The sequence below is a fragment of the Bacillus sp. FSL M7-0558 genome (assembly GCF_038003245.1).
In the GTDB taxonomy this organism is placed as follows: Bacteria; Bacillota; Bacilli; order Bacillales; family Bacillaceae; genus Bacillus; species Bacillus pumilus.
The window spans coordinates 3,106,739-3,129,757 of sequence record NZ_JBBOOU010000001.1; the positions used below are offsets into that span (position 1 = coordinate 3,106,739).

Genomic DNA, 23,019 nt, shown 5'->3' on the forward strand with positions numbered 1-23,019 from the left:
CTCGTTTGAAATGGCCTATCATTTTTTCTCATAGTTTAATAGGAAAATAGTTGACATTCCGCCTGAACATCCTCTAAAATGACAAAAGTAAGTCAAATGTTATAAAAATATTACAAACAGATGTCAAACTGATAAAGAATGACCCGTCTTGAGAGGAGAATTGAACGTTGTGTCATTAAAGGGAAAATGGAGTATCGGCCTATTTGCACTTGCGATCGTCATTGGAGTCGTTGCTTTCTTTCAGAATCAACAAGCAAGTGGGACCGAGAAGAAAAATGTAAAGCAGGATACGAACTATAAAAACGTCGAAATCGTTACTCTTGTAAATGACGGGAAATTTATGAGATATGCAGTCAACTATCCTCTTTTTCATCAAAAAGAGCTAGATGACAAGATTCAAAGCTACGCAAATTCAGCTTTAGAGCATTTCAAAAAGACGTTTAGTGAAGCCAAGGACGTCGATGAAAACAAACGCTTTGAACTGAATATTGATTATGATATGGTGCATTATGCGAAGCAGTCGGCTGCTATTCGCTTTACGACTTATACCTATACAGGTCAGCAAAATGGGACCACCAATCATCTCACAATCAACTATGATTTTCAGAAAAAAACCTTTCTTGACACAAAAGATTTATTTCTACCTAAAACCAACTTTTTAAAGAAATTATCCTACATTACATATTCAGAGCTTCAAAAGGACAAAACCTTATCTAAGGATCAGACGCTCCTTCAGAAAGGAACAGCCCCTACTGCCCAAAACTTCAGTCAATTTGCCTTGAAAGAGAAATATGTAGAATTTTATTTCCCAGCATCTCAAGTAGCCGGCGAGGATCTTGGTCCCCAAACACTTGCGATTAAAAAAACGCTGCTGAAAGATATAATGAAGCCAGAATATATGAATAAAACCAAAAATCAAAATGAAATGAAAGAACCAAATCCGAAAAGAAAAGCCGTCAAGCTGCCGCAAAAATCAAAGCTTGATCCAAATAAAAAAGCCATCGCCCTCACATTTGATGATGGTCCGAACCCAGCGACCACCTCAAAGATTTTAGAAGCACTGAAGGAAAATAAAGGACATGCGACCTTTTTCGTATTAGGCAGCAGGGTGCAGTATTATCCTAGTATGCTTGCCGATATTCTAAAAGGCGGGAATGAAATCGGAAACCATTCTTACAGTCATCCTTTATTAACAAGACTGCCTTTAAAGGAGGCGGTAAAACAAGTGAAGGATACTCAGAAGCTGATTGAGAAAGCGAGCGGGTATACACCTACGCACTTTAGACCGCCATATGGTGGGACAAATCAAGACATCAATCAAGCAGTTGGGATGAAGGTCTCTTTATGGGATGTTGATCCTGAGGATTGGAAAATTCGCAACAGCCAGCAGATCACAAACCACGTTCTTTCACATGCAGCAGATGGCAGAACGGTGTTAATGCACGATATTTATGACAGCTCAGCTCAAGCAGCCGTGAAGATCATTCATGAACTCACCAAACAAGGCTATCAGCTCGTCACCGTCAGTGAGCTTGATCAATTAAAAAAAGAACGACATGAACAAGCCCCTGTGCAATAAACACAGGGGTTTTCTTTATGACTCCAAAGATTTCTTTTGTTTCAATAATGCTTGAAATGTCTCCTCCAGCTCCTGAGACGGCTCAATACTTAACCGGCTGAGCACTTCAGACAGCTGTAAATCAATTAACAGAAGCTCCTCTTCTCTTTGGGTCACAGCTGGTTTGTCGCCTTTTTGTTTATACGCTTCATATGTTCCACAAAAAGCTTCAATACGCTTTTCATGAACATGGAAAATGCGAGTCGCCACATTCTCAATCAGTCTGCGATCATGGGAAACGAACACAACCGTACCCGAGTAATCCTTCAATAGACCTTCAAGCGCTTCAACTGCCGCCAGATCTAGAAAGTTCGTCGGTTCATCCAGCATGAGAACATTGGCATCGCTGACAAGCAAGGACGCCAGCATGGTCTTCACCCGTTCTCCTCCGCTTAACACCCCGACAGGTTTATACACGTCATCCCCTCGAAACCCAAGTCTCGCTAAAACCGTTCGTACCACTGTCTCATCTTGAACTGCCTCTTTCAGCGCATTTTGTAAAATCGATTCATCTACCTTTAAGCCTGAAAGATCCTGACGAAAATAGCCGAGCTTGACAACTTCTGAGCGAGAAACTCCGAGATGTCCATTTACCAGCATTCGGAGAAATGTCGTTTTCCCGCTCCCATTCTTGCCAATGATGGCGACCTTGTCCCCGCCTCTCACTTCCACATTCGCCTGCTTCCAAAGCAATTGATCGCCCGCCTTGCCATCTACATTTTTCACTCGCAAAATGGTACGGCTCGCTACTTCCTTCATTGTGTGCTGCGTCATTTGAATGGGCTGAATGTCTTTTACTTTCTCAACCTTTTCTAATTTCTCCATCCTTGTTTCAATCGATTTGGCTGTTTTTTGCAGCTTTTTTTGCTTATTTGCATAGTAGGGCTTTGCAATTTTTGGCCCTGAGGATTTCAGCTTTTGGGATGGCTTTGTCGCTTTGTCGGCTTTTTTCTTTTTCTTTTCTAGCGCATGCTCTAACTGTTTTTTCTTTTGGGTATAAGCTTCGTACGCTTCCACCTGCTGACGATGCGCCAGCTCTTTTTGCTGTGCAAATTGCGTGTAGTTGCCTTTGTATTGATTGAGCTGTCCATGATCCAGCTCCCAAATCTCCGTACATACCGCATCTAAAAAAGCACGATCATGTGAAACGACAATGAGGGCTCCTTGATAATTGTTCAGCTTCTCTTCCAGCCACTCAATGTGCTCTGTATCTAAATGAGTCGTTGGTTCATCTGCTAATAAAAGGGCAGAAGGACGGTTTAACGCGCTTTCAATATACGTCTGGGTCATCTCACCACCACTCTGTGTGCCATCCGCTTGTTTTAGCTGAGGAAGCAGTGTGCAGGTCGTTGTGGCGGCAAACGTGCCACTGTCTGGTTTCTCTTGCCCCGCGAGCACATGCAATAACGTCGTTTTCCCGCTTCCATTTGCCCCGACAAGTCCAATGCGGTCACTTTGATGGATAGCAAGCTCCTCGATATCAAATAACAATCGATCTTTTCGAAAAACCTTTAACTGATTGGCTTTTACTAACATCCAACCCTCTCCTTTCGTATCAGGAGACATGAAAAAGCCTCCCATTCTCAGAATAGGAGGCAAAATGGTGTACAAAAATAAGCGGATCAATTCCAGATGACGTGCCGTTCCTATCTGAACACACACATCCCCCGTATCAATCTTCTCATTCTTTGATTCCCAAGCTGTACCATCCTATTCCGAAGCTAAAAAATGAAAACGCAGCAAACATGGCAAACCAATCGTTTGCTCACTGCCTTCGTTTTTTCATTTTGCTTACAGGTCATAGGATTAGTACTTCATTGCATTGGGTCACCCTTCCGTCGTTTGTTACGTTTACAATAAAAGATTGGTTATTTTTTGTCAAGCTGAAATGGCACAGGTGAGTCCATTCAATTCAGCGTAATAGAAAACCTTTGAAGTCTTGGAAAGACTGGTACCGAAGCGGAACGAATTCCACTTTCACGCACGTCAGACACCAAATGCGTGGGTTTACCTACACGCTAACAGACTCATGATTGAGTCTGTTTCGTCTGCATCCATTGATCAATCGTCCGCAATGCTTTATCTGTTCCACCTGCTGTTTGGAAGCTTTCTTCAATTTTTTCGATTCCAGCACGGTACGTGTTACTTCCCAGAACAGATTCCACGGTTTCTCTTAGCTGCTTTGCTGTCAGCTGTTCTTTATCAAGTGCACGGGCAGCAGATAGCTCGGTCAGTCTTTGTGCGACCATCGGCTGATCTTTGTCGACCGGAATGACAACCATCGGAACGTGATAATGAATGCCTTCATTGACACTGTTCATTCCGCCATGCGTCACAAACACATCTGTCAGCTCAAGCACTTCAAGCTGCGGCACATAAGGCTCAATCAGAAAATGAGAAGGTGCTTCTTTCAAGAGAGACCGATCCACTTTTTCACCTGTTGCGAGCACCACTTTTCCATCAAAGTCGGCAAAGGCATCTATACACATATTAAAAAATGCCTCTGTATCCCCAAGAACGGTGCCCATCGAAATAAAGACGACTTTATCTTGCTCAAGTGCTTCCAGCGGGAAATCATGCTGATCTGCCCTTTTTAGAAAGCTCGGTCCAATGAAAACAAATGAATCGTTCACTGCATCGACAGACGGCTGAAAATACTCACTTGTATACACGATATTCAGTTCTCCGCGATTTTTCATGAATTGCATCAAACGCGTTGGCTGAACGCCAAAACGCTCTTGTATGCTTTCTAACAGATGATCGGCTTTCTCATCTTTTCTGTATAGCGGTGTATCAAAATGCGCCTCTTGCAGCACAAAGGATGGGTTTGAACCGATCCCTGGAATTTGTAAATAATCTCGAACAAGTTCCCCTGCCCCAAACATATCAAAATAGACAAAATCAAATGAATGCTGCTGAGAAAGTGTTTCCACCACCTCTAAAATATCAAATGATGTTTGCAGCATGGCATGAAAGAATGGCTGCATGGAATCGAGATTTCCTTCATCCACGTGTAATGTCCGAATATAGTCTGGATGTTTATGTACGTGAGCGCCTAAGCGTTTGATTCGTTCCTCATAATGTACAGTTGTGACCGCATGTACTTCATCTCCACGATCCGACCATGCTTTGATGATCCCTAACATAGGATTCACATGCCCTTCAGCGGGAAATGTAATCAATAAAATCTTCGCCACAAGAAATCCCTCCTCATTGTCAATTCTCTTCCATGTTAATCATATACAGCCAGCATGCTCAACAAATACGCCTGTAAAGGGAAGAAATGAGTCTTATGGCTAGTATTTTAAGAGGGTATAAGAAAAAAAGTCAAAGCCTCCTGTTAAGTGCTTTGTCTTTTTTAGATGATGATTTGATCAGCAATTTTTTTGAATGCAGCAGCTCATTATGCTAGATGTACAACGGGGTTAACCATGACAGATATTTAGAAATGAATGGCAAAAAAATAACCAAGACTGATACGGAAAGAGATAGTATAAAGGGCTTTGTATTATGGACACACCAGTTGAACGTTTGGTGTTATTTTATAGGAACTTACGCATGACTATATGACTTTTTAGGACTAGATGATTGATTGGTTTCTTTGGATTTATTGGAACTGGTAGAGCCATTAGATGACTTCTTAGAAGCTACTTACAAGGGCTGTTTATAATAGAGTTGCACCACTTTATTTTTTTGAATGTTATAATCTTCAGTGTATCTTTAATTGGAAGGAAGTGAATTCATGAGTGCTTTAGAAAGAATCAAACTCGTGAAGCCACCATTTCCCGAGCTACGATGTTTTTCTTTCAAACCTATTATTATCTAGGAGAGGATTATTTGAAAAAAAACATCGGAAACAAAACACCTAGCCTATTATTACTAATTGTATTAATCGGCGTACCACAAATTAGTGAAACTATTTTTAGCCCATCATTACCTTCTATCGCAGAAGCGTTTGAAACTTCTATGAGTCATACACAGCTTACGATGAGTGTGTATTTTATCGCTTTTGCCTTCGGGGTATTTTTCTTTGGGCGTTTATCCGATAACATCGGTCGTCGCAAAGCAATGCTTTATGGGCTTATTTTATATTTTGTTGGTAACACACTTTGTTTAATAGCAAATGGAATGGCGGTTTTATTAGTCGCGCGCTTTATTCAAGCATTTGGTATAAGTGTCGGCTCTATCGTGACACAAACGATTTTACGTGAAAGTTTTTCTGGTGTTGAACGTCATAAACTATTTGCTCAAATTTCAGCTACTCTTGCCTTCACACCTGCAATTGGCCCATTAATCGGTGGCTTCACCGATTATTATTTAGGTTTTAAAGTTGTATTTTTGGTGTTAGTTACTATGAGCGTTATTGTATTTTGTTATGCGTTGCTACGCTTACCTGAAACATCGCTTACTACAATAGAAAAGAAGCCTTTACTACCTATAGTAAAGCGCATGATTACAAATGCCCGTCTATGGCGCTACGGTGTATTATTTAGTTATTATGCCGAAGCACCGTTTATTTTTACGCAATACTTTACTCTAACAAGTGCGATGTATGGCTTTTTAGGCATTACCGTTGCGTTAGCTTCTATCGCAGGTGCGATGCTATCTAAAAGACTCGTTAGCCATACAAAACCTGAGAAGATTATTGTACACGGGTTGGTCATTATGCTCATCGGTACATTGTTTGCTACATCGGTACATTTTTTACCAATTTCATTACAAATGCCGGCCATGATTGTTAGTGTGTTCATTATTTTATTTGGTACAGGTACCGCGTTACCAAACTGTTTAAGCTTAGCGCTTAATGACTTTCAAGACGTCATTGGTTCTGCGGGTGCGATATTTAGCTTAGGTTATTACTTACTCGTCAGTGCTACAGTCTATGGTATGAGCATTTTTCATAACGGAACAGTCCTTGCAATGCCATTATATGTCTTAACACTAGGGATTGTTATGCTTTTCATAAGTTTATCTTTACTTTATAAAAAAGACGCGCTGCTTAAAAAAAGATAAATCGAAAATAAGCATTAGGCATCTCGTAGTAAACGGATGTTAAACCCCTACAATAAACTTGAATACTAGTGTGCTAAACAAAAACCCATCCGAAAAGGGGTTTAAAACTAAGAAGGAATTATTCAAATTGACTTCACAAGAAACATAAAAAAGCTTGAAAACCTTTTATTTCAAAGGGTTTTCAAGCTTTTTCACAAATGATAAATCGAATCCTATCGGATACTATAGACGCGCTCGGAGGGATTCGAACCCCCGGCAGACGTGGTACCGGAAACCACCGCTCTATCCAACTGAGCTACGAGCGCACGATATGTTTTTGAACGTCAGCATATCAAATTATAAGGGAAATGCTGCAAGAAAGCAATGATATTCTGATGACTTCAAAGAAGAAGCCTGCACCGAAAAGATGCAGACATGTCGACTTATGCACTTTTAACAGATGCAATAATTTTTCGTTCCATGTTTTCATTTACTTCATCCACTGTTTTGACAAGACAAATGATCCCATCAATAAATGGCCAAATGAACAATGTCAACCATCCTAGTAGAAGCATGGTCACTGCATAGCCTTTCTTTTCATCAAGATAAAAACGATGAACGGCAATAGCTCCAAGGAACCACCACAAAATAAATACAACTAATTTCGACTTTTTTTTGGCTTGAAGTTCAGTTGATACAACAATACGCTGTTGATCAGTCAAACTACTTTTCTCCAAAAGATTATCCACTATTCTTCCTTCTTTCTGACTATATATAATAATAACATAGGTAATATTACCTCATAACAGAAAGTTTTACCATATTTTTTTAAAACTTTTCCATGGTTTAAGAAAAATAAATTTTGGGAAAAATAACATGTGGCTGTCGAATTTTTTGATTGCGTTTTGTTTGACCTTTATTGACCAAAAATGTATCATTGAATTACATACTTACCTAAAAGGTGAAGGAGGAACATTATGAATTTAATACCTACAGTCATTGAACAAACAAATCGTGGGGAAAGAGCTTACGACATTTATTCTCGTCTTTTAAAAGACCGTATTATCATGCTTGGTTCTGCGATCGATGACAATGTTGCCAACTCCATCGTGTCACAGCTGCTTTTCTTAGAAGCTGAAGATCCAGAAAAAGATATTTCTATCTACATTAACAGCCCTGGCGGTTCAATCACAGCTGGTATGGCCATTTACGATACGATGCAATTTATTAAACCAAAGGTATCAACCATTTGTATTGGTATGGCTGCATCTATGGGTGCGTTCCTGCTTGCTGCTGGTGAAAAAGGTAAGCGTTATGCTCTTCCAAACAGTGAAGTCATGATTCACCAACCACTAGGTGGTGCCCAAGGTCAAGCAACAGAAATTGAAATTGCGGCAAAACGAATCCTTTCTTTACGCGATAAACTGAACCAAGTACTTGCTGAACGTACTGGTCAGCCAATCGAAGTCATTGAGCGCGATACAGATCGTGACAACTTCAAAACAGCAGAAGAAGCACTTCAATACGGACTCATTGACAAAGTCTTGACCCGTAATTCAGAAGAACAAAAATAATATGACAAAACAAACCGTCTGCTCCTTGAACAGACGGTTTTTTGTGGTTGAAATACGCTTTACTTTAAGACAGCTCCGTCCATTTCTGCTGAAGAGATGGTGTTTGATAAGAAGCCATCTGCGTGATTAATTCCTCCGGTTCGCTGGAGGCATGTAACAATTGGAGGTGTGATTCATTCGAGAAACCTTCCTGTACACTAAACTTCACCATGTCAATGAGCGGATTGAAATAGTCATTCACTTGATACAAGCCGATTGGCTTTTGGTGAATGCCGATTTGTGCCCAGCATAGCACCTCAAATAATTCTTCATATGTACCAAAGCCGCCTGGCATCGCAATAAATCCATCAGCCAGCTCACTCATTTTCGCTTTTCGTTCATGCATTCCTGTTACCTCGATTAATTCTGTCAGCTCTTGATGTACAACTTCTCCTCTAAAAAGCCCCTTAGGCATAACTCCAATGACTTGCCCGCCATGTCTTAAGACCTCATCTGCAATGGCACCCATCAATCCAATTCGTGAACCGCCGTATACAAGACGGATGTCATGCTCTGCCATATAAGTCCCCAGCTCTACAGCCTTTTCTTTGTAGACGTCCTTCACGCCTGGATTCGAACCAGCAAACACACAAATCGTTTTCATCAAAACAGCTCCATCTCTCTCTATGATTTCTTCACCCACTCATTCTACTATAATTGTTTTTAAAAAAACAGCCGCTTCATCTATATATAGTGTAAAATCAAAAGGTACACACCATATAAGGAGCTGTATAAAGAGAATGCAAACAAATGAGATGGAGAAATGGATCAAGGATTTTTACAAAAAGAGAAATTGGACAGAATACGGACCGTTTATCCGGTTAGGGTTCCTGATGGAAGAAACAGGAGAACTCGCTCGCGCTGTTAGAGCCATCGAGATCGGACGTGACCGGCCTGACGAGCAAAAACAAAAATCATCTGAGTTGAAGAAAGAACTCGTTGAAGAAATGGGAGATGTGTTAGCGAATCTACTTATTTTAGCCGATCTCTATGATGTCACAGTAGAAGAGATTTTCTCCTCTCATCAACAGAAACTCACAAAGCGTTTTTCAGAACTGAAAAGCACGTGACCACATCGTCACGTGCTTTTTTCCACCTTTATAGCTGCTGTGGTGAGATATCATCTGTTCGTTCAAAGAAATGCTGTTTTCCAATATGATGGAAAAGACCTGTTCTGTGCAAAAGCTCTTTCGGCTGTGATTGAAGTCCGACAATCATCAGCTTGCCATTATGATGCTTTAACCGATTGGAGATATTCATCAGCACCGCTTCTGCTGATGTGTCCATATAGTTGACTTTATTCATGAGCAGAATGAGCGTTTTCGGCTTTGTCTGAACATGGTCAAGAATCGAATTTTCGAGTGAATCTGTTGTTCCGAAAAACAGCGGCCCTTCAATGGCGTACATACTGATGCCTTGCTGGTCTGTCTGTTTTTCTAAAGCAGCTGCTGTTTCCATCTGGGGAACCGCAACGTTTGGATGAATGCTGGTCGTCTGGCTCATTTTTTTGATGAAAGCGATAAAGGCTAAAATGAGACCTGCGGTGACGCCAATAATCAAATCACCGATGACCGTAAGCAGGAAGGTCACAACAAGTACAAGGGAATCCGCATTTTTCACTTTTACAATATTGATAAACTCTTTTTTCTCACTCATATTCCAAGCCACAAACATTAAAATCGGTGCCATCGCAGCAAGTGGAATCATCGACGCATATGGCGCAAAGAGCATTAAGATGAGCAGCACGACGACGCCATGCACAACACCTGAAATCGGGCTTGCTCCGCCATTTTTGATGTTTGTTGCCGTACGGGCAATCGCCCCAGTCGCCGGAATTCCTCCGAACAGCGGTGCCGCCATATTGGCGATCCCTTGTCCGACAAGCTCCTTGTTGCTATCATGCTTAGAGCCTTTCATATTATCAGCAACCATTGCGGACAAGATCGATTCTACTCCGCCTAAAAGCGCAATGACAATCGCTGGAGGGAGGAGGTAGATCATTTTTTCAATCGTTAATTCAGGAAAAGCAAAGCTTGGCAGCTGACGAGGAATTTCCCCATATGCCGAGCCGATCGTTTCAACTTGTCCTTGGAAAAAGAGAACAGCTAGAAACGTTGAAGCCAATAGACCTAATAGAGCACCAGGTATTTTGGGAATGTATTTTTGTGCCACCAAAATCACAATAAGCCCAATAACAGCTGTGATGATGGCAAGACTGTTTGCGGTACCGAGATGGACCACAATTTCTCTCATATTGAGGAAAAAGCTTTCATGCTTTTCAACACCCTTTAATCCGAGGAAATTGGCAATCTGTCCTGAAAAAATAATGACAGCAATGCCAGCAGTAAAGCCGATGATAACCGGACGAGGAATAAATTTCATGAGCTTCCCTAGTTTGAATATCCCGAATAATACAAGCATACACCCTGCCATAAAACCGGCAATGAGTAAGTTTTCGATACCGTATTGGCTGACGATACCAAATAAAATCGGAACAAACGCCCCAGTCGGCCCGCCGATCTGATACTTTGAACCACCAAACAATGAAATCAAAATGCCGGCAACGATGACTGTGTATAATCCATATTCTGGTCCGACACCAGATGCAATGGCAAAAGCCATGCCTAAAGGAATTGCCACAACGCCCACGACAAGCCCAGCGATTAAATCACGTCTAAATTTTGATGAATCATATCCTTCAAATCTTCCATAAAAACGCATGGTATGTGTTGGCCTCCTTCAAGTATGTGTAGATGATTTAGGTATACTGCGCATCAATCTGATTATCTTTCACAACGACATCCAGCTTTCCCGTTGCTGGATGAATGACAAGTCCATGAACAGCCACATCACTTGGCATCAATGGATGCTCTTTAACCAATTTCACACTTTGGGACACACTCTCTTCAACCGAATCAAAGCCTGTCAGCCATCCCTTTAAATCAACTCCTGAGTTTTTCACAATGCTCAAACATTTCTCTTCAATGCCACGCGCTTTCGCCTTTTCAAGTAAAGGATCTGCCGCAAGACCTGCCATTCCGCATTCATGATGTCCTACAATGCATACCTCTTCTGCCTTTAGCTCATAGATTGCTAGCAGAATACTCCGCATCACACTGCCAAAAGGATGTGTGACGATGGCGCCCGCATTTTTAATGATCTTCGCATCACCGTTACGTAGCCCCATGGATTGCGGCAATAATTCCAAAAGACGTGTATCCATACAAGTTAATATGACGAGTTTCTTTTCAGGAAATTTCCCCGCTTTGTAAGGCTCATAATGTCTCTCTTGTACGAACTTTGAATTGTGCTGAAGAATCTGTTCTAATTTTGATCCCATCCTGCCATCTCCCATCTTTTTATAAGTCACGTAAGCTCCTGCCTGTCCTCCTTTTCTTTCGTGTGTTCTCAAGCATAAAGATGAAAAATGATAGAAAAAAAAGAAAAAAATGAGAAAACGATGAGAAGAAATGTGATCATTTTCTCTCATTTACGCTTCATCGCAAGGGGGACGCGGTCTTCCTTTCAATCTATCGTTCTCTACTCGCCAAAAGACGATGAAATGGTTTAGTAGAAAACGACCTTCCCGTTTAATATGTTTCAAATATAATCATTTTTCTATCAAAAAATCTCGATCTATTTTCCAGTTTGTCAGATAATCTCTCAGAAAAACCGGCTTTTTCATATGTCACAACTCCTATTAGCTGATTTTCATCTAAGTAAAAAATGCATCAGATGGCATATGAATACCCTTTTTCACTAAGAAAATGTCTCTCTTTTCCGTTATTTTAGTATATTAAATATTGAGCAGATAACCTTCAAACGTGTTCAGCCGAAATGGTTGCTTTATAATAAAAGGAGCAAGATGATCATGTGAAAGGAGCGAGTTGACAATGAAACCACACATTTTTGTCGCCAAACCATTACCTGCTTCATTTGAGGAAATACTAAAGGAACATTGTACATACGAGGTGTGGCAATCCAAGGACCCCATTCCAAAAGATATTTTGTTTCAAAAACTGCAGCATGCTGATGGTCTTTTAACGTCTGGGACGAAAATCGATCAAGAGCTATTAGATCACGCACCAAAACTCAAAGTAGTGAGCAATAACTCTGTCGGCTATGACAATTTCGATATAGAATTGATGAGCCAAAGAGGCGTAATTGGTACGCACACGCCTCATACACTCGACCATACTGTGGCTGACCTTGCATTTTCACTCATTCTTTCCTCTGCGCGAAGAATTGCCGAGCTTGATCGTTTGATCCGTGAGGGGAAATGGACGAAATTTGTACAGGAAGAGGATATCTTTGGCATCGATGTCCATCATCAAATGCTTGGCATTATTGGCATGGGACGAATCGGAGAGCAAGTCGCCAAACGAGCTGCACATGGTTTTGATATGAATGTTCTGTATCATAACCGCAGCCGGAATGAAAAGGCTGAATCAGCATATGGCGCTTTATATTGCACACTTGATGACCTGCTAAAGCAAGCTGATATCATTGTGTTGATTACACCGCTGACCGATGAAACGTATCATATGATTGGCGAACGAGAATTGAAGTTAATGAAGCAAACGGCTTTATTTGTAAACATCTCCCGCGGGAAAACAGTGGACGAAAAAAGCCTCATTCAAGCGCTTCAAGAGGGATGGATCAAAGGCGCAGGTCTTGATGTGTTTGAACAGGAACCGCTTCAGGAGAATCATCCTTTCAAAGAAATGAACAATGTCACCCTTGTTCCCCACATCGGTTCCGCTACTGAAACAACACGGGATCTTATGCTGAAACGAGCCATTCATAATGTGATTCATGGAATTGATGGCAAAGCCCCTGTAGATATTGTGAAGGAGCTTGCTTCATCTTAATCGGAAAAGACGCAGGATTCAGAGCTGCGTCTTTTTATTTATTTCAATAGAAGGATATCAGGAAAAAAGCCTCATTTTAGCAAAGATCCTGTTTCTTTACATTTCCTTCATATTCGGGTGCTATAATATGAGGTAGACAAGCATCAAGAGGACAGCTTCCGATTTCCTTAATAGGAGGATGAAGATGAAAAAAATCAGTTCGGTTTTTACTATGTTTGCTCTGATCGCTGCTATTCTGTTTTCTGGTTTTATTCCGCAGCAAGCCTATGCCGAAACACCACTTACACCGACCGCCACAAATGAAACAGCTTCTATTCAACTGACATCAGATGTTCATACCCTTGCCGTCATTAATACGTTTGATGGTGTAGCCGATTATTTGATTCGCTACAAACGACTGCCTGATAACTACATCACAAAATCACAAGCAAGTGCTCTTGGATGGGTGGCATCAAAGGGAAATCTAGCAGAGGTTGCCCCAGGCAAAAGCATCGGTGGAGATGTTTTCTCTAACCGGGAGGGACGTCTTCCTTCAGCAAGCGGCCGCACATGGCGTGAGGCAGATATCAACTACGTCTCAGGCTTCCGCAATGCTGACCGCCTCGTGTATTCAAGTGACTGGCTCATTTACAAAACAACAGACCATTACGCGACATTCACACGGATTCGATAATCAATCAAAAAACAGCCCCATTTGACGCAGGGCTGTTTTTTGATGCCACTTATGGCAGCAGGGTTTTCACGTATTCCTCAAAAGGCAGAGACAGCGGTTTTTTCGACACTTCTTCATGTTCATGTATAGTGACATGATTCTCGGTGACGATTACACGTCCTGTTGGTGTGAGCTTTGAAGCAAGCGGTCTTTTGTTAAAAGGAGAGGCTTCATTTTCATAAATCTCCTCTCTCATTTGGACCAATGTAGACTCACTCACCTCTTCCAATGTAAATGCATAGCCTGTTTCAGCGCCTTCTCCTCTATCTAATTGGAGAAGATGCGTACCTTTTTCAGTTTCTTCTTCTTTGACTCGAAACCGAATAGACGCTCCTTCCACCCATTCTTCAGTAAAGGGTACAGGCTGAAGAGGTAAATTCACACCAAAACCCGCATCAATCAGATACCGTTCGTTGTGATGATTCAACGTCATGGCTACGTGCGTACCATCAATTGCCCATGTGCCCGCTTCCTTGTTATACACGGTCCCTTGAACGAGCTGTACAGCGAGTCCTGCCTCTTTTAACACATAATATAAAAGAGGATTGAGATCGTAACAAAGACCTCCTCTGCCTCCTTCAAGAAGATGCTCTTTCAATCCTTCTTGATTCAAGGCATAGGATTGTTTGTTCAGCACAGATCTATTTTCAAATGGAAAGGTGTAGGCCATCTTTTTTAATAATGCAGGCAGGTCATCAAAGGTGATGGACTGGCCTTCGTATCCGATCTTTTGTAAAAATGCTGATTGCATCATGTTCATTCCCTTCTAAAAAAACTGAGTCTGTGAAGAGACTCAGTTTTCTTGATTGATAAAATCAGTTAACGCATCAATGGCTTCTTGTTCATCCGCACCATCTGCTATCAGTTTGACAGTGATCCCAGAGCTGATCGCAAGGCTCATGAGACCCATAATGCTCTTCGCATTGACTCTTTTTCCGTCCTTCTCTAGAAAAATTTCAGCCCCAAAGCGATTCGCTTCCTGTACGAACAAAGCAGCGGGACGTGCCTGCAAGCCTGTTTTCAACTGGATGGTGACCGTTTTTTCCACCATATGATCTGCCTCCCTTTTTCATTCTCCTATTTAAGTGTAACAGCTTGTCCGTTTCGTAATTGTTCTGCAATTTGATCTAGCTTTCTTAAGCGGTGATTAATGCCTGATTTGCTGATCTTGCCGCTTTCCACCATTTCTCCCAATTCCTTTAGCGTGACCTCTTGATAGTCGACTCGCAGCTTTGCAATTTCTCGCAGCTTATCTGGCAGGGCATCAAGTCCAATTTTTTCATCAATGAATTGAATGTTCTCGACCTGGCGCAGGGATGCACCAATCGTTTTATTCAAGTTTGCTGTTTCACAATTGACGAGCCGGTTCACGGAATTCCGCATATCACGGACGATCCGAACGTCTTCAAAGCGAAGAAGTGAATTATGCGCACCTACAACACTTAAGAATTCGGTGATTTTTTCGGCTTCTTTCATATATGTGATGTAGCCTTTTTTACGCTCAAGTGTTTTACTGTTGAGATGAAATTGGTTCATCAGCTCACAAAGGGCATCATTGTGTTCTTTATATAGTGAAAAAATCTCAAGGTGATAGGAAGACGTTTCTGGATTATTTACAGAACCGCCTGCTAAAAAAGCACCTCTCATATAGGAGCGCTTACAGCATCTTTTCTTTACAAGCTCTTCTGAAATATTACGCTCAAATACAAATTGCTCACCTAATATTTTCAAATCCTCTAAAATGGTTTTCGCTCGTTCTACCAGTCTGACAATATACACATTATTCTTTTTTAATCTCATTTTCTTACGAACGAGCAGCTCGACTGTGACATCATATTTCTTTTTTAGCAGCGTATAAATCCGTCTTGCGATAGCTGCGTTCTCTGTTTGTATATCTAGAATTAATTTTCGATTAGAGAAAGATAATGAACCGTTCATACGGATGAGGGCAGAAAGCTCTGCTTTTGTGCAGCAGTCCTTCACGTCCAGATTAGTCAGCTCTTTTTTTGTTTCGGATGCAAATGACATCCTTGCCACCCCCATTCCTATTTTTTCTTATGCAGCAGGTCGACAAGCAGCGCGGCTACTTTCAGCGTGTCGTGACGAATCACATGCTGGTCGTATGTAATGATTTCCCCTGGGATGACTTCCAGTCCCATTGCCTTGAGTACATCTGTGTCGAACTGTACAGGCTGTGCCTGTTCTTCTGCATATTTTGCTTTGATCTCTTCTGGAATTTCTTTATTGTTTACAAAAATGGTATCAATAAATGGACGAACCATATGATCGTTTAATGCCTGCACATGATCAGCTGCACTGTAGGAAAGCGTTTCCCCTGGCTGCGTCATGACATTGCAAATATACACTTTTTTCGCCTTAGAACGAATCACTTCTTCGCCAATATGCGGTACAAGCAAGTTTGGCAAGATACTTGTATACAAGCTGCCAGGTCCAAGGACGATCAAGTCGGCTTCACGAATGACTTGAATCGATTCTGGGAGCGGCTCAATCGTATCGGGTGTAAGGAACACTCGTTTAATTCGCTCACCATAGGTTGGGATTTTTGATTCTCCTGTTACCACTTGCCCATTTTCTAATTCAGCATGTAGAACAACACTTGAATTCGCTGCTGGCAAGACTTTTCCTCTCACATTTAAGACCTTGCTCATTTCTGTGACGGCATGAAAAAAATCACCGGTTATATTTGTCATGGCCGCAAGAATGAGGTTGCCAAGAGAGTGGCCTGTTAAGTCATTCCCTTTGTTAAAACGGTGCTGAAATAAGTCTTCTACAAGCGGTTCAACATCAGAGAGAGCTGCAAGGACATTTCGAATATCGCCTGGAGGCGGAATATTCAAATCATGCCGCAGTCTGCCTGAGCTGCCTCCGTCATCAGCAACCGTTACAATAGCGGTAATATCCACTGGCTTTGTTTTTAGCCCTCTGAGCAAAACAGATAAGCCAGTGCCCCCGCCAAGAATGACCACCTTTGGAAGTGTCGTCATCTATTTTCTGCTTCTCTTTTCAATGTCCCGGTGAGTGACATGAGTGTAGTAGTCATTTTTAAAATACTCCGATAAGTAGTTCGCTAGCGTCACTGATCGGTGCTGTCCGCCTGTACAGCCAATAGCGATCACAAGCTGGCTTTTTCCTTCTCGTTTATAGGACGGAAGCATAAAGCTGAGAAGGTCAATTAATTTCTCTGTGAATTTTTGTGTCTCGCTCCATTTCATTACATAGGAACGCACTTCTTCATCGTTTCCAGTCTGTGGACGCATGCTCTCAATATAGTAAGGATTCGGCAGAAATCTCACATCAAATACAAGATCAGCATCAATCGGCAGACCGTATTTAAAACCGAAGGACATCACATTCACTGTAAACACCTGCCCTTGGGTCGTGGCAAAGTGCGCGACAATTTTTTCTCGAAGCTGTTTTGGTTTTAAATCCGATGTATCAAAAATCATTTGAGCTCGGCCTTTTAACTCTTCTAACAGATCGCGTTCCATTGCGATTCCTTCGAGCGGCAAACCTGTTGTCGCAAGAGGATGCGAACGTCTCGTTTCTTTGTATCTTGAGACAAGCACCTTATCGTTTGCATCTAGAAATAATATTCTTGGTGTGATCCAGCCAAGATCGCTCATTTCATCTAAGGCTGCAACTAAGCTGTCAAAGAATTCTCGTCCGCGTAAATCCATCACAAGGGCGACCTTGCTCATCTTCGAATTCGAATCCTTCATGAGTTCTAGGAACTTTGGTAAAAGTGATGGCGGCAAGTTATCTACACAGAAGTAACCTAAATCTTCAAAGCTTTGAATGGCAACGGTTTTCCCCGCACCTGACATTCCTGTAATAATCACAAGCTGAATATCTCCTTGTTTGTGTGTATTCATGCCTGCTTCCTCTCCTTCTTTATAAAAACGGTTCATGTATTAGTCTCCTTGAGGATCTAACCGATAAGCAATCAATTCAAAATCAGGTGTATACGTAAAAGTACCGTGAAGAAGTCCTTTTCCCTTTAGCATGAAATCAAGAATATGGGAATCCCCTGGTGCCATCGGTAAATGCGGCACATCCTTTACTTCATGCCACTTTAAAATGCCTTCCTCTGACTCTGTCACGTTTTTTCCAGTAAATGAATCTGCCATAAAGGTGAACATCATCCACTCTTGAACGATTTGATCGCCTTCTTTTATGATAAAGGTAAAAACACCTTTTAACTGTGGATTTAAAATATAAATTCCTGTTTCTTCTCTATACTCTCGAACGACTGAATCCTTGACCGATTCTCCGCTTTCCATTTTTCCGCCCGGCGCTACCCACCAGCCTCGTCTTGGCTTTTGCAGCAAGAGAACTTGATCTTCGTGATGCAGCACACAATTGGTTACTCGTTGCATCAGCTGTCACCTACTCTTTTATGTCTTTAACTTATTATACAGGTTCATCCTGACTCCCACAATGAACATGCCCCTTCTTCACCGAAATCAGACCGAATTTCGTCTGAAAGGAGTGGCGGGCATTTTCTCTACTCTTTATTTTACAGCAATCAATGGTTCTCCATGCGTCATTTGTGAACATCTCATGAATTTCTGATTTTAAGCAAAAAAAAGGACACGGATTCTCATCCGTGCCAAACATGTATTCCTTATAAAAGGGGGTCAATTACTAGTTTTATCATAACGGAAAATTGTTTCACCCGTGTTACATTCCAGTTAAAAGCCCATGACGCTATATTAAGGATTTACGACAGCCTTTTATTTCGTTGCTTTGAGTTTTTCAGCAAGCTCTTCTACATAATGCTGTGCGCTTTGTGCGGCAATACTTCCGTCACCTGTTGCTGTCACAATTTGACGGAGTGTTTTTTCACGAATGTCACCAGCGGCGAAAATGCCTTCCACTCTCGTTTCCATTCTTTCGTTTGTTTCGATGTAGCCTTCTTTATTTGTAATGCCGAGATTTTCAAATGGTTTAGACAGTGGCAGCATTCCGATATAGATAAAGGCGCCATCTGTTTTAAAGTCTTCTTCTTCACCAGTCACCGTATCAATCAAAGTCACACTGCCGACTTTACCGTTTTCTTCATTAATTTGTTTAACGGTTTTGTTCCACATGAAGTCGATTTTTTCATTATCAAAAGCACGTGCTTGTAAAATGCTTTGGGCACGAAGCTTGTCGCGTCTATGAACGATCGTTACTTTTGACGCAAAGCGTGTGAGGTACACACCCTCTTCTACCGCAGAGTCTCCTCCACCAATGACGACGAGCTCTTTGTTTTTAAAGAAAGCACCGTCACATACTGCACAGTAAGAGACGCCTCGACCACCAAGTTCTTTTTCACCTGGTGCACCGATTTTTTTGTATTCCGCACCTGCTGCAATAATGACAGAGCGTCCTTTGTATTCTTTTGAACCGGCTTTGACGATTTTGTACTCTTCACCGTCTACGATTTCTTTGATATCGCCATATGCATACTCAGCACCGAATTTCTTCGCATGGTCAAACATTTTATTTGAAAGTTCTGGCCCTAAAATGCTTTCAAAGCCAGGATAGTTCTCGACATCTTCCGTATTAGCCATTTGACCGCCTGGAATCCCTCTTTCAATCATCAATGTTGAAAGATTTCCACGAGATGTATAAACAGCGGCTGTCATTCCGGCAGGTCCCGCTCCAATGATGATCGTATCGTAGATTTTTTCTTCTGACACAACTGTCACTCCCTCTTCAATTGCTGCTAGCATTTCTTATTAGAATGCCCTTGGGTGATGCTTCCATTCATGACAGAAAGCATCCATTCCACTCTTATTTTTATTCCTTACCCATATCCTATTAAATCTGCGGATAATAAGCGAATCATTTGCTCATATGTTCAAAAAAAGAAAAAGCTTCCTTAAACTGCTGTTTAAGGAAGCCTGTTTACGGTTATATAGTAAGTAATGATTTATTCAACGACTCTTCTTACAACGCCATTGAATGCTTTTTTCCAGTAAACATTGCTCATAGAGTCAACTGAAACACCGCGAGAGCTGTTATCGTTCAAGAATGTACCGTTTCCTAAGTAAATACCAACGTGTCCATTTACTTTATACGTATCAAAGAACACAAGGTCTCCGCGTTTCATGTCAGATGCACTTACAGCTCTTCCTTTACCTACAAGCGTATCTGTTGTTGTACCGCCAACTGGTCCAAGGTTGATGCCTGCTGATGCAAATGCCCAGCGAACGAATGAAGAACAGTCAAAACGACGTGCGTCAATATCAGCTTGTGATCTGCCACCAGCCCATTTATATGGAGATTGTCCAACAATGGAAGAACCTGTGCTGATTGCACCTTCGATTCCGCCTACGTTACTGCTGACAGGTGATCCACCGCCAGTAGATGGCTTCTTGCTTGGTGAACTGCTGTTGTTATTATCGTTGTTGTTTGAAGATCCACTGTTACTGTTATTTGAAGACGAGCTGCTGTCGTTCGTTGAGCTGTTGTCTTCTGCTTGAACACTAGCTTGACGCTGCTGTTGTCTTTGTACTTTTTCTTCTTTTGCTTTTTGAGCTGCTTCTCTTGCTTCCTTTTCAGCTTGTTTTTGAGCAGTGATTGTTGCGTCTTTTTCAGATGCAATGCTGTTAGCCTCACTGTTTAACTCGCTAATTTGAGAAGAAGCACTTCCTTTTTGCTTTTTCACTTGCTTGAATAGCTTGTCTTTTTCATCAAGCTGTTTATTCAAGTCTGTTTGAAGTGTTTCAAGCTTTGTAAGTGTCTTTTGAACATCTTCAAGCTTTGTGTTTAATTCGTTTTCAGACTTTTGGAGCTCAGCTTTGTCTTTTTCTTGCTCTTTAATGATTTCGCTGTCTGCGTTGATGAGTGTAGATACTGCACCTGCACGGCTGATGAAATCACTAAAGCTTTTCGCTCCTAGTAATACATCTATGTATTTCGTAGAACCTCCGCTTTCTTGAAGCGCACGTACACGCTTTTTCAAGAATTTGTTTCGATCTTCAATACGTTTTTCAGTATCAGCAATGTCTTTTTTCAGTGCATTGATTTCTTTTTTCGTTTGTTCATTTTCTTTTTGTTTTTCTTCGATTTGATCACTTGTTTTTAAAGCTTTCTCGTCAATTTCTTTTAGCTTTAGTGCAAGTGCCTCTTGTTTTGCTTCAAGCTTTGAAAGCTCATCTTTTTTCTTTTGAAGGTTTTTGTTGACCTCAGATTGCTTGCTGTCCAGCTCTTGTTTCTTTTGTTCAAAGTTCTGTGCGTTTGCTTCATGAGTAAATGGGATAAATAAACTGCTCGCTCCGATGACCGAAGCTAAACCGAAAGTAATAAACTTTTTCACGAATAGTTCCTCCTTTGACAATTTCCAAGCGACATGAGAAAGCAGCAAATTCTCTGCGACCAATCTGTGCTATCTATGTCTTTCTTCCTGATTGATCAGTCAGATGTTGACCAGATTGTTTCTATCACTAGGTGTTTCATTATGTATAGTAAAATATCTAAATATATGTCTTTGTTTTAATCCACGATTTTCATTATACATGAGACATCGACAAAATGAGCTAATATTTTTATTACATTTATGTTTCAAAAACATGTCGTGATTGTCATACTTCGCCAAATCCTTGCAAATCCCACCTTTTTATCCAAGAAAAAAGCATGACCTTTTCGGCCATGCTGCAATCTTCTAAATCTATTTACCTATTTAATCAATTAATGTACAAATGACTTGTTCATATTTAGACAGTGTTTGAACACTGATTTGAAAAGAGGCTGCAATCTCTTTTTTGCTCATAGATTCTTCTTGCTCCTGCATCCATAAATAATAGGATGCTGCTGCCCATGCAGGCGCATTTTTCTTATCTACGCCAGAAGCACGTGCCTGCTGAATAATATGGAATAACCAAAAATAAGGCATATGGCTGTCAGGCTGAACAGCTTCTTCCAAGCTGGATGCCGCCTGTTTTGCGAAAACCGCATCTTCTGAAAAAGACCGTTCTTCCATTTCATCTTCGTATAAGAGCAGTTCAATGAATTGCTGTTCAAAAGCTGTTTTCGCTGCGCGTGCATCAAGGACAGATTGAAGAACGTCACGTTCCCCTTTTTGTTTGCTTACATAGTACGCCGTCAGCCGTTCCTCAATGGAGACCATTGGCTCAGTCTCCTCAGGTTTATCCTGCCACGGCTTGATTTCATCTGCATCGATATCTTCTTCGACCATCTTATCCCAAACCGTCTGTGCAAGCGTTTTGTGACCTGTATAATAAGCTGCGCTTGCGAGCCAGTATAAAAATGTACTATCTCCTTGAAAGCCTGTTTTGTACAAAGAATAAAGCCATTTAAAGGCCCATTCAAATTCTCCAACTAGGGCAAATGTTGCGCCAAGCTTATAACGCTGTTCACTTAATATTGGATACACGTGCGTTAATTGCTTTGCTAACGTATTGACCTTCTCTTCTTCTTTTTCATAATGATAGAAGACTAGCTGGTTGCAAAGGGCATGCAGATTACCCGGATTTTCATGTAGAACCCGGTTCAGCATCTCTTTTGCCTGATGGATTTGACCAGAATAAAAATAGGCCAATGCGAGATTATTATACGCTGACCAAAATTCTGGATACTCAACAATCATCTGTTCCAGCATCTCAATGGCTTCATCAAGCCTGCCGCTTTCCAGTAAGTGATTTGCTTGATCCTGCTTCACAATCAGGTCATCCTGATCGTAAGGAAAATCTTCGTCCTCTTCGTCACTCATATCGAGCAGGTCGAGAAGGTCATCATTTTCATCTGCAAATTCCCCGTTCTCTTCTAATGAAGCATAGGCAGTCGCTGACTTATATGCCTCTTGAAAGAGTCCTAGATTCGCATAATTATTGGCTTTAAAATAGTGACACTCAGACATATTTTCATCAATATGTTCAAGGATGAAATCAAGCAGTTCATTTGATTGTTGGAAATGACCCATTTCAGTATAAATAATAGCAAGCTGTGACAGCATTTCTACATTTTCAGGCTCAAGTACGATAGCCCGCTGTATGAGCTTACTCGCTTTAGATAGATTTCTTTCTCTATAAGCTTTTAGACCTTTATGAAAAAAGTAATGCCCATCTTGGAATAGCTGGACGACTTGTGTGTGATTATTTTGAGAAGTGTATTTACTCACTGATACCCTCCATTTCGAACAGTGTACCGTGTGTAGTATAACATACTTCAAGAGTCGTCACATAG

21 protein-coding genes and 1 tRNA gene are annotated in these 23,019 nt (G+C 41.3%); 6 read left to right on the forward strand and 16 right to left on the reverse strand.

What is annotated here, in order from left to right; genetic code table 11:
- The first annotated feature begins 169 nt into the window (after nt 1-169).
- Nucleotides 170-1,579: a polysaccharide deacetylase family protein gene (locus MHB79_RS15855; protein ID WP_050944242.1), complete on the forward strand. Its 1,410-nt coding sequence runs from the start codon at nt 170-172 to the stop codon at nt 1,577-1,579.
- 15 nt (nt 1,580-1,594) lie between these two features.
- On the opposite strand, the gene abc-f is transcribed toward MHB79_RS15855, so the two are convergent.
- Together abc-f and MHB79_RS15865 are read right to left on the reverse strand one after the other, a co-directional pair.
- The gene (gene abc-f, locus MHB79_RS15860; protein WP_340990623.1) at nt 1,595-3,154 is read right to left on the reverse strand and encodes a ribosomal protection-like ABC-F family protein; all 1,560 of its coding nucleotides are present in this window, start codon (nt 3,152-3,154) and stop codon (nt 1,595-1,597) included.
- A gap of 491 nt (nt 3,155-3,645) precedes the next feature.
- Entirely contained in the window at nt 3,646-4,815 is a 1,170-nt protein-coding gene (locus MHB79_RS15865; RefSeq protein WP_340990196.1) for a macrolide family glycosyltransferase, read from the reverse strand.
- Between the two features lie 640 nt (nt 4,816-5,455).
- On the opposite strand from MHB79_RS15865, the gene MHB79_RS15870 reads away from it, so the two are divergent.
- Entirely contained in the window at nt 5,456-6,631 is a 1,176-nt protein-coding gene (locus MHB79_RS15870) for a multidrug effflux MFS transporter (protein ID WP_340990198.1), read from the forward strand.
- A 229-nt stretch (nt 6,632-6,860) separates the two neighbouring features.
- Here the strand turns inward: MHB79_RS15870 and MHB79_RS15875 are convergent.
- A tRNA-Arg gene (locus tag MHB79_RS15875) sits at nt 6,861-6,936 on the reverse strand.
- Nucleotides 6,937-7,053: 117 nt separating this feature from the next.
- Nucleotides 7,054-7,359, reverse strand: coding sequence for a TM2 domain-containing protein (locus MHB79_RS15880; RefSeq protein ID WP_050944247.1), 306 nt, complete (start codon nt 7,357-7,359; stop codon nt 7,054-7,056).
- A gap of 228 nt (nt 7,360-7,587) precedes the next feature.
- Between MHB79_RS15880 and clpP the strand changes: the two genes are divergently transcribed.
- Nucleotides 7,588-8,184 carry an ATP-dependent Clp endopeptidase proteolytic subunit ClpP gene (gene clpP / locus MHB79_RS15885; protein ID WP_024719872.1) on the forward strand — a complete coding sequence of 199 codons (597 nt, stop codon included), beginning with the start codon at nt 7,588-7,590 and terminating at the stop codon, nt 8,182-8,184.
- A gap of 64 nt (nt 8,185-8,248) precedes the next feature.
- On the opposite strand, the gene MHB79_RS15890 is transcribed toward clpP, so the two are convergent.
- Complete coding sequence (locus tag MHB79_RS15890) at nt 8,249-8,827, reverse strand: LOG family protein (RefSeq protein ID WP_034620142.1); 579 nt, start codon at nt 8,825-8,827, stop codon at nt 8,249-8,251.
- A gap of 136 nt (nt 8,828-8,963) precedes the next feature.
- Between MHB79_RS15890 and MHB79_RS15895 the strand changes: the two genes are divergently transcribed.
- Nucleotides 8,964-9,293, forward strand: a complete 330-nt coding sequence (locus MHB79_RS15895) for a MazG nucleotide pyrophosphohydrolase domain-containing protein (RefSeq protein WP_003213115.1) — start codon at nt 8,964-8,966, stop codon at nt 9,291-9,293.
- Between the two features lie 28 nt (nt 9,294-9,321).
- Here the strand turns inward: MHB79_RS15895 and MHB79_RS15900 are convergent, their stop codons facing one another.
- Nucleotides 9,322-10,944: a SulP family inorganic anion transporter gene (locus tag MHB79_RS15900; protein ID WP_310025426.1), complete on the reverse strand. Its 1,623-nt coding sequence runs from the start codon at nt 10,942-10,944 to the stop codon at nt 9,322-9,324.
- Nucleotides 10,945-10,981: 37 nt separating this feature from the next.
- Nucleotides 10,982-11,563 (reverse strand): beta-class carbonic anhydrase, encoded by a 582-nt coding sequence (locus tag MHB79_RS15905; RefSeq protein WP_003213318.1) that lies wholly within the window; start codon nt 11,561-11,563, stop codon nt 10,982-10,984.
- Nucleotides 11,564-12,116: 553 nt separating this feature from the next.
- On the opposite strand from MHB79_RS15905, the gene MHB79_RS15910 reads away from it, so the two are divergent.
- Together MHB79_RS15910 and MHB79_RS15915 are read left to right on the forward strand one after the other, a co-directional pair.
- The gene (locus tag MHB79_RS15910) at nt 12,117-13,094 is read left to right on the forward strand and encodes a 2-hydroxyacid dehydrogenase (protein ID WP_340990200.1); all 978 of its coding nucleotides are present in this window, start codon (nt 12,117-12,119) and stop codon (nt 13,092-13,094) included.
- 232 nt (nt 13,095-13,326) lie between these two features.
- Nucleotides 13,327-13,767, forward strand: a complete 441-nt coding sequence (locus tag MHB79_RS15915; protein ID WP_371869438.1) for a ribonuclease — start codon at nt 13,327-13,329, stop codon at nt 13,765-13,767.
- A 49-nt stretch (nt 13,768-13,816) separates the two neighbouring features.
- On the opposite strand, the gene MHB79_RS15920 is transcribed toward MHB79_RS15915, so the two are convergent.
- The 9 genes from MHB79_RS15920 to MHB79_RS15960 all read right to left on the reverse strand — a co-directional run bounded on the left by MHB79_RS15920 (nt 13,817) and on the right by MHB79_RS15960 (nt 22,954).
- Entirely contained in the window at nt 13,817-14,560 is a 744-nt protein-coding gene (locus tag MHB79_RS15920) for an arylamine N-acetyltransferase family protein (RefSeq protein ID WP_113387395.1), read from the reverse strand.
- Between the two features lie 39 nt (nt 14,561-14,599).
- Nucleotides 14,600-14,857, reverse strand: a complete 258-nt coding sequence (locus MHB79_RS15925; RefSeq protein WP_003212821.1) for an HPr family phosphocarrier protein — start codon at nt 14,855-14,857, stop codon at nt 14,600-14,602.
- A 26-nt stretch (nt 14,858-14,883) separates the two neighbouring features.
- The gene (whiA, locus tag MHB79_RS15930) at nt 14,884-15,834 is read right to left on the reverse strand and encodes a DNA-binding protein WhiA (RefSeq protein ID WP_003213321.1); all 951 of its coding nucleotides are present in this window, start codon (nt 15,832-15,834) and stop codon (nt 14,884-14,886) included.
- 17 nt (nt 15,835-15,851) lie between these two features.
- Nucleotides 15,852-16,811, reverse strand: a complete 960-nt coding sequence (locus tag MHB79_RS15935; protein WP_058013616.1) for a gluconeogenesis factor YvcK family protein — start codon at nt 16,809-16,811, stop codon at nt 15,852-15,854.
- Nucleotides 16,812-17,699, reverse strand: coding sequence for an RNase adapter RapZ (rapZ, locus tag MHB79_RS15940; protein ID WP_044139397.1), 888 nt, complete (start codon nt 17,697-17,699; stop codon nt 16,812-16,814). It lies immediately after the preceding gene.
- Nucleotides 17,700-17,738: 39 nt separating this feature from the next.
- Entirely contained in the window at nt 17,739-18,203 is a 465-nt protein-coding gene (locus MHB79_RS15945) for an 8-oxo-dGTP diphosphatase (protein ID WP_003213484.1), read from the reverse strand.
- Nucleotides 18,204-18,560: 357 nt separating this feature from the next.
- The gene (gene trxB, locus MHB79_RS15950) at nt 18,561-19,511 is read right to left on the reverse strand and encodes a thioredoxin-disulfide reductase (RefSeq protein ID WP_034620189.1); all 951 of its coding nucleotides are present in this window, start codon (nt 19,509-19,511) and stop codon (nt 18,561-18,563) included.
- 233 nt (nt 19,512-19,744) lie between these two features.
- Nucleotides 19,745-21,133 carry a C40 family peptidase gene (locus MHB79_RS15955; RefSeq protein WP_106029364.1) on the reverse strand — a complete coding sequence of 463 codons (1,389 nt, stop codon included), beginning with the start codon at nt 21,131-21,133 and terminating at the stop codon, nt 19,745-19,747.
- 363 nt (nt 21,134-21,496) lie between these two features.
- Nucleotides 21,497-22,954 carry a tetratricopeptide repeat protein gene (locus MHB79_RS15960; protein WP_050944263.1) on the reverse strand — a complete coding sequence of 486 codons (1,458 nt, stop codon included), beginning with the start codon at nt 22,952-22,954 and terminating at the stop codon, nt 21,497-21,499.
- Nucleotides 22,955-23,019: the final 65 nt, after the last annotated feature.

What these genes read in the sequence shown, in the direction of transcription:
- MHB79_RS15925 (WP_003212821.1), bottom strand. Translation starts at nt 14,857, where the DNA reads ATGGTGGAAAAAACGGTCACCATCCAGTTGAAAACAGGCTTGCAGGCA.
- MHB79_RS15920 (WP_113387395.1), bottom strand. Translation starts at nt 14,560, where the DNA reads ATGATGCAATCAGCATTTTTACAAAAGATCGGATACGAAGGCCAGTCC.
- MHB79_RS15935 (WP_058013616.1), bottom strand. Translation starts at nt 16,811, where the DNA reads ATGACGACACTTCCAAAGGTGGTCATTCTTGGCGGGGGCACTGGCTTA.
- MHB79_RS15895 (WP_003213115.1), top strand. Translation starts at nt 8,964, where the DNA reads ATGCAAACAAATGAGATGGAGAAATGGATCAAGGATTTTTACAAAAAG.
- MHB79_RS15945 (WP_003213484.1), bottom strand. Translation starts at nt 18,203, where the DNA reads ATGCAACGAGTAACCAATTGTGTGCTGCATCACGAAGATCAAGTTCTC.
- rapZ (WP_044139397.1), bottom strand. Translation starts at nt 17,699, where the DNA reads ATGAATACACACAAACAAGGAGATATTCAGCTTGTGATTATTACAGGA.
- MHB79_RS15905 (WP_003213318.1), bottom strand. Translation starts at nt 11,563, where the DNA reads ATGGGATCAAAATTAGAACAGATTCTTCAGCACAATTCAAAGTTCGTA.
- MHB79_RS15910 (WP_340990200.1), top strand. Translation starts at nt 12,117, where the DNA reads ATGAAACCACACATTTTTGTCGCCAAACCATTACCTGCTTCATTTGAG.
- clpP (WP_024719872.1), top strand. Translation starts at nt 7,588, where the DNA reads ATGAATTTAATACCTACAGTCATTGAACAAACAAATCGTGGGGAAAGA.
- whiA (WP_003213321.1), bottom strand. Translation starts at nt 15,834, where the DNA reads ATGTCATTTGCATCCGAAACAAAAAAAGAGCTGACTAATCTGGACGTG.
- abc-f (WP_340990623.1), bottom strand. Translation starts at nt 3,154, where the DNA reads ATGTTAGTAAAAGCCAATCAGTTAAAGGTTTTTCGAAAAGATCGATTG.
- MHB79_RS15890 (WP_034620142.1), bottom strand. Translation starts at nt 8,827, where the DNA reads ATGAAAACGATTTGTGTGTTTGCTGGTTCGAATCCAGGCGTGAAGGAC.
- MHB79_RS15900 (WP_310025426.1), bottom strand. Translation starts at nt 10,944, where the DNA reads ATGCGTTTTTATGGAAGATTTGAAGGATATGATTCATCAAAATTTAGA.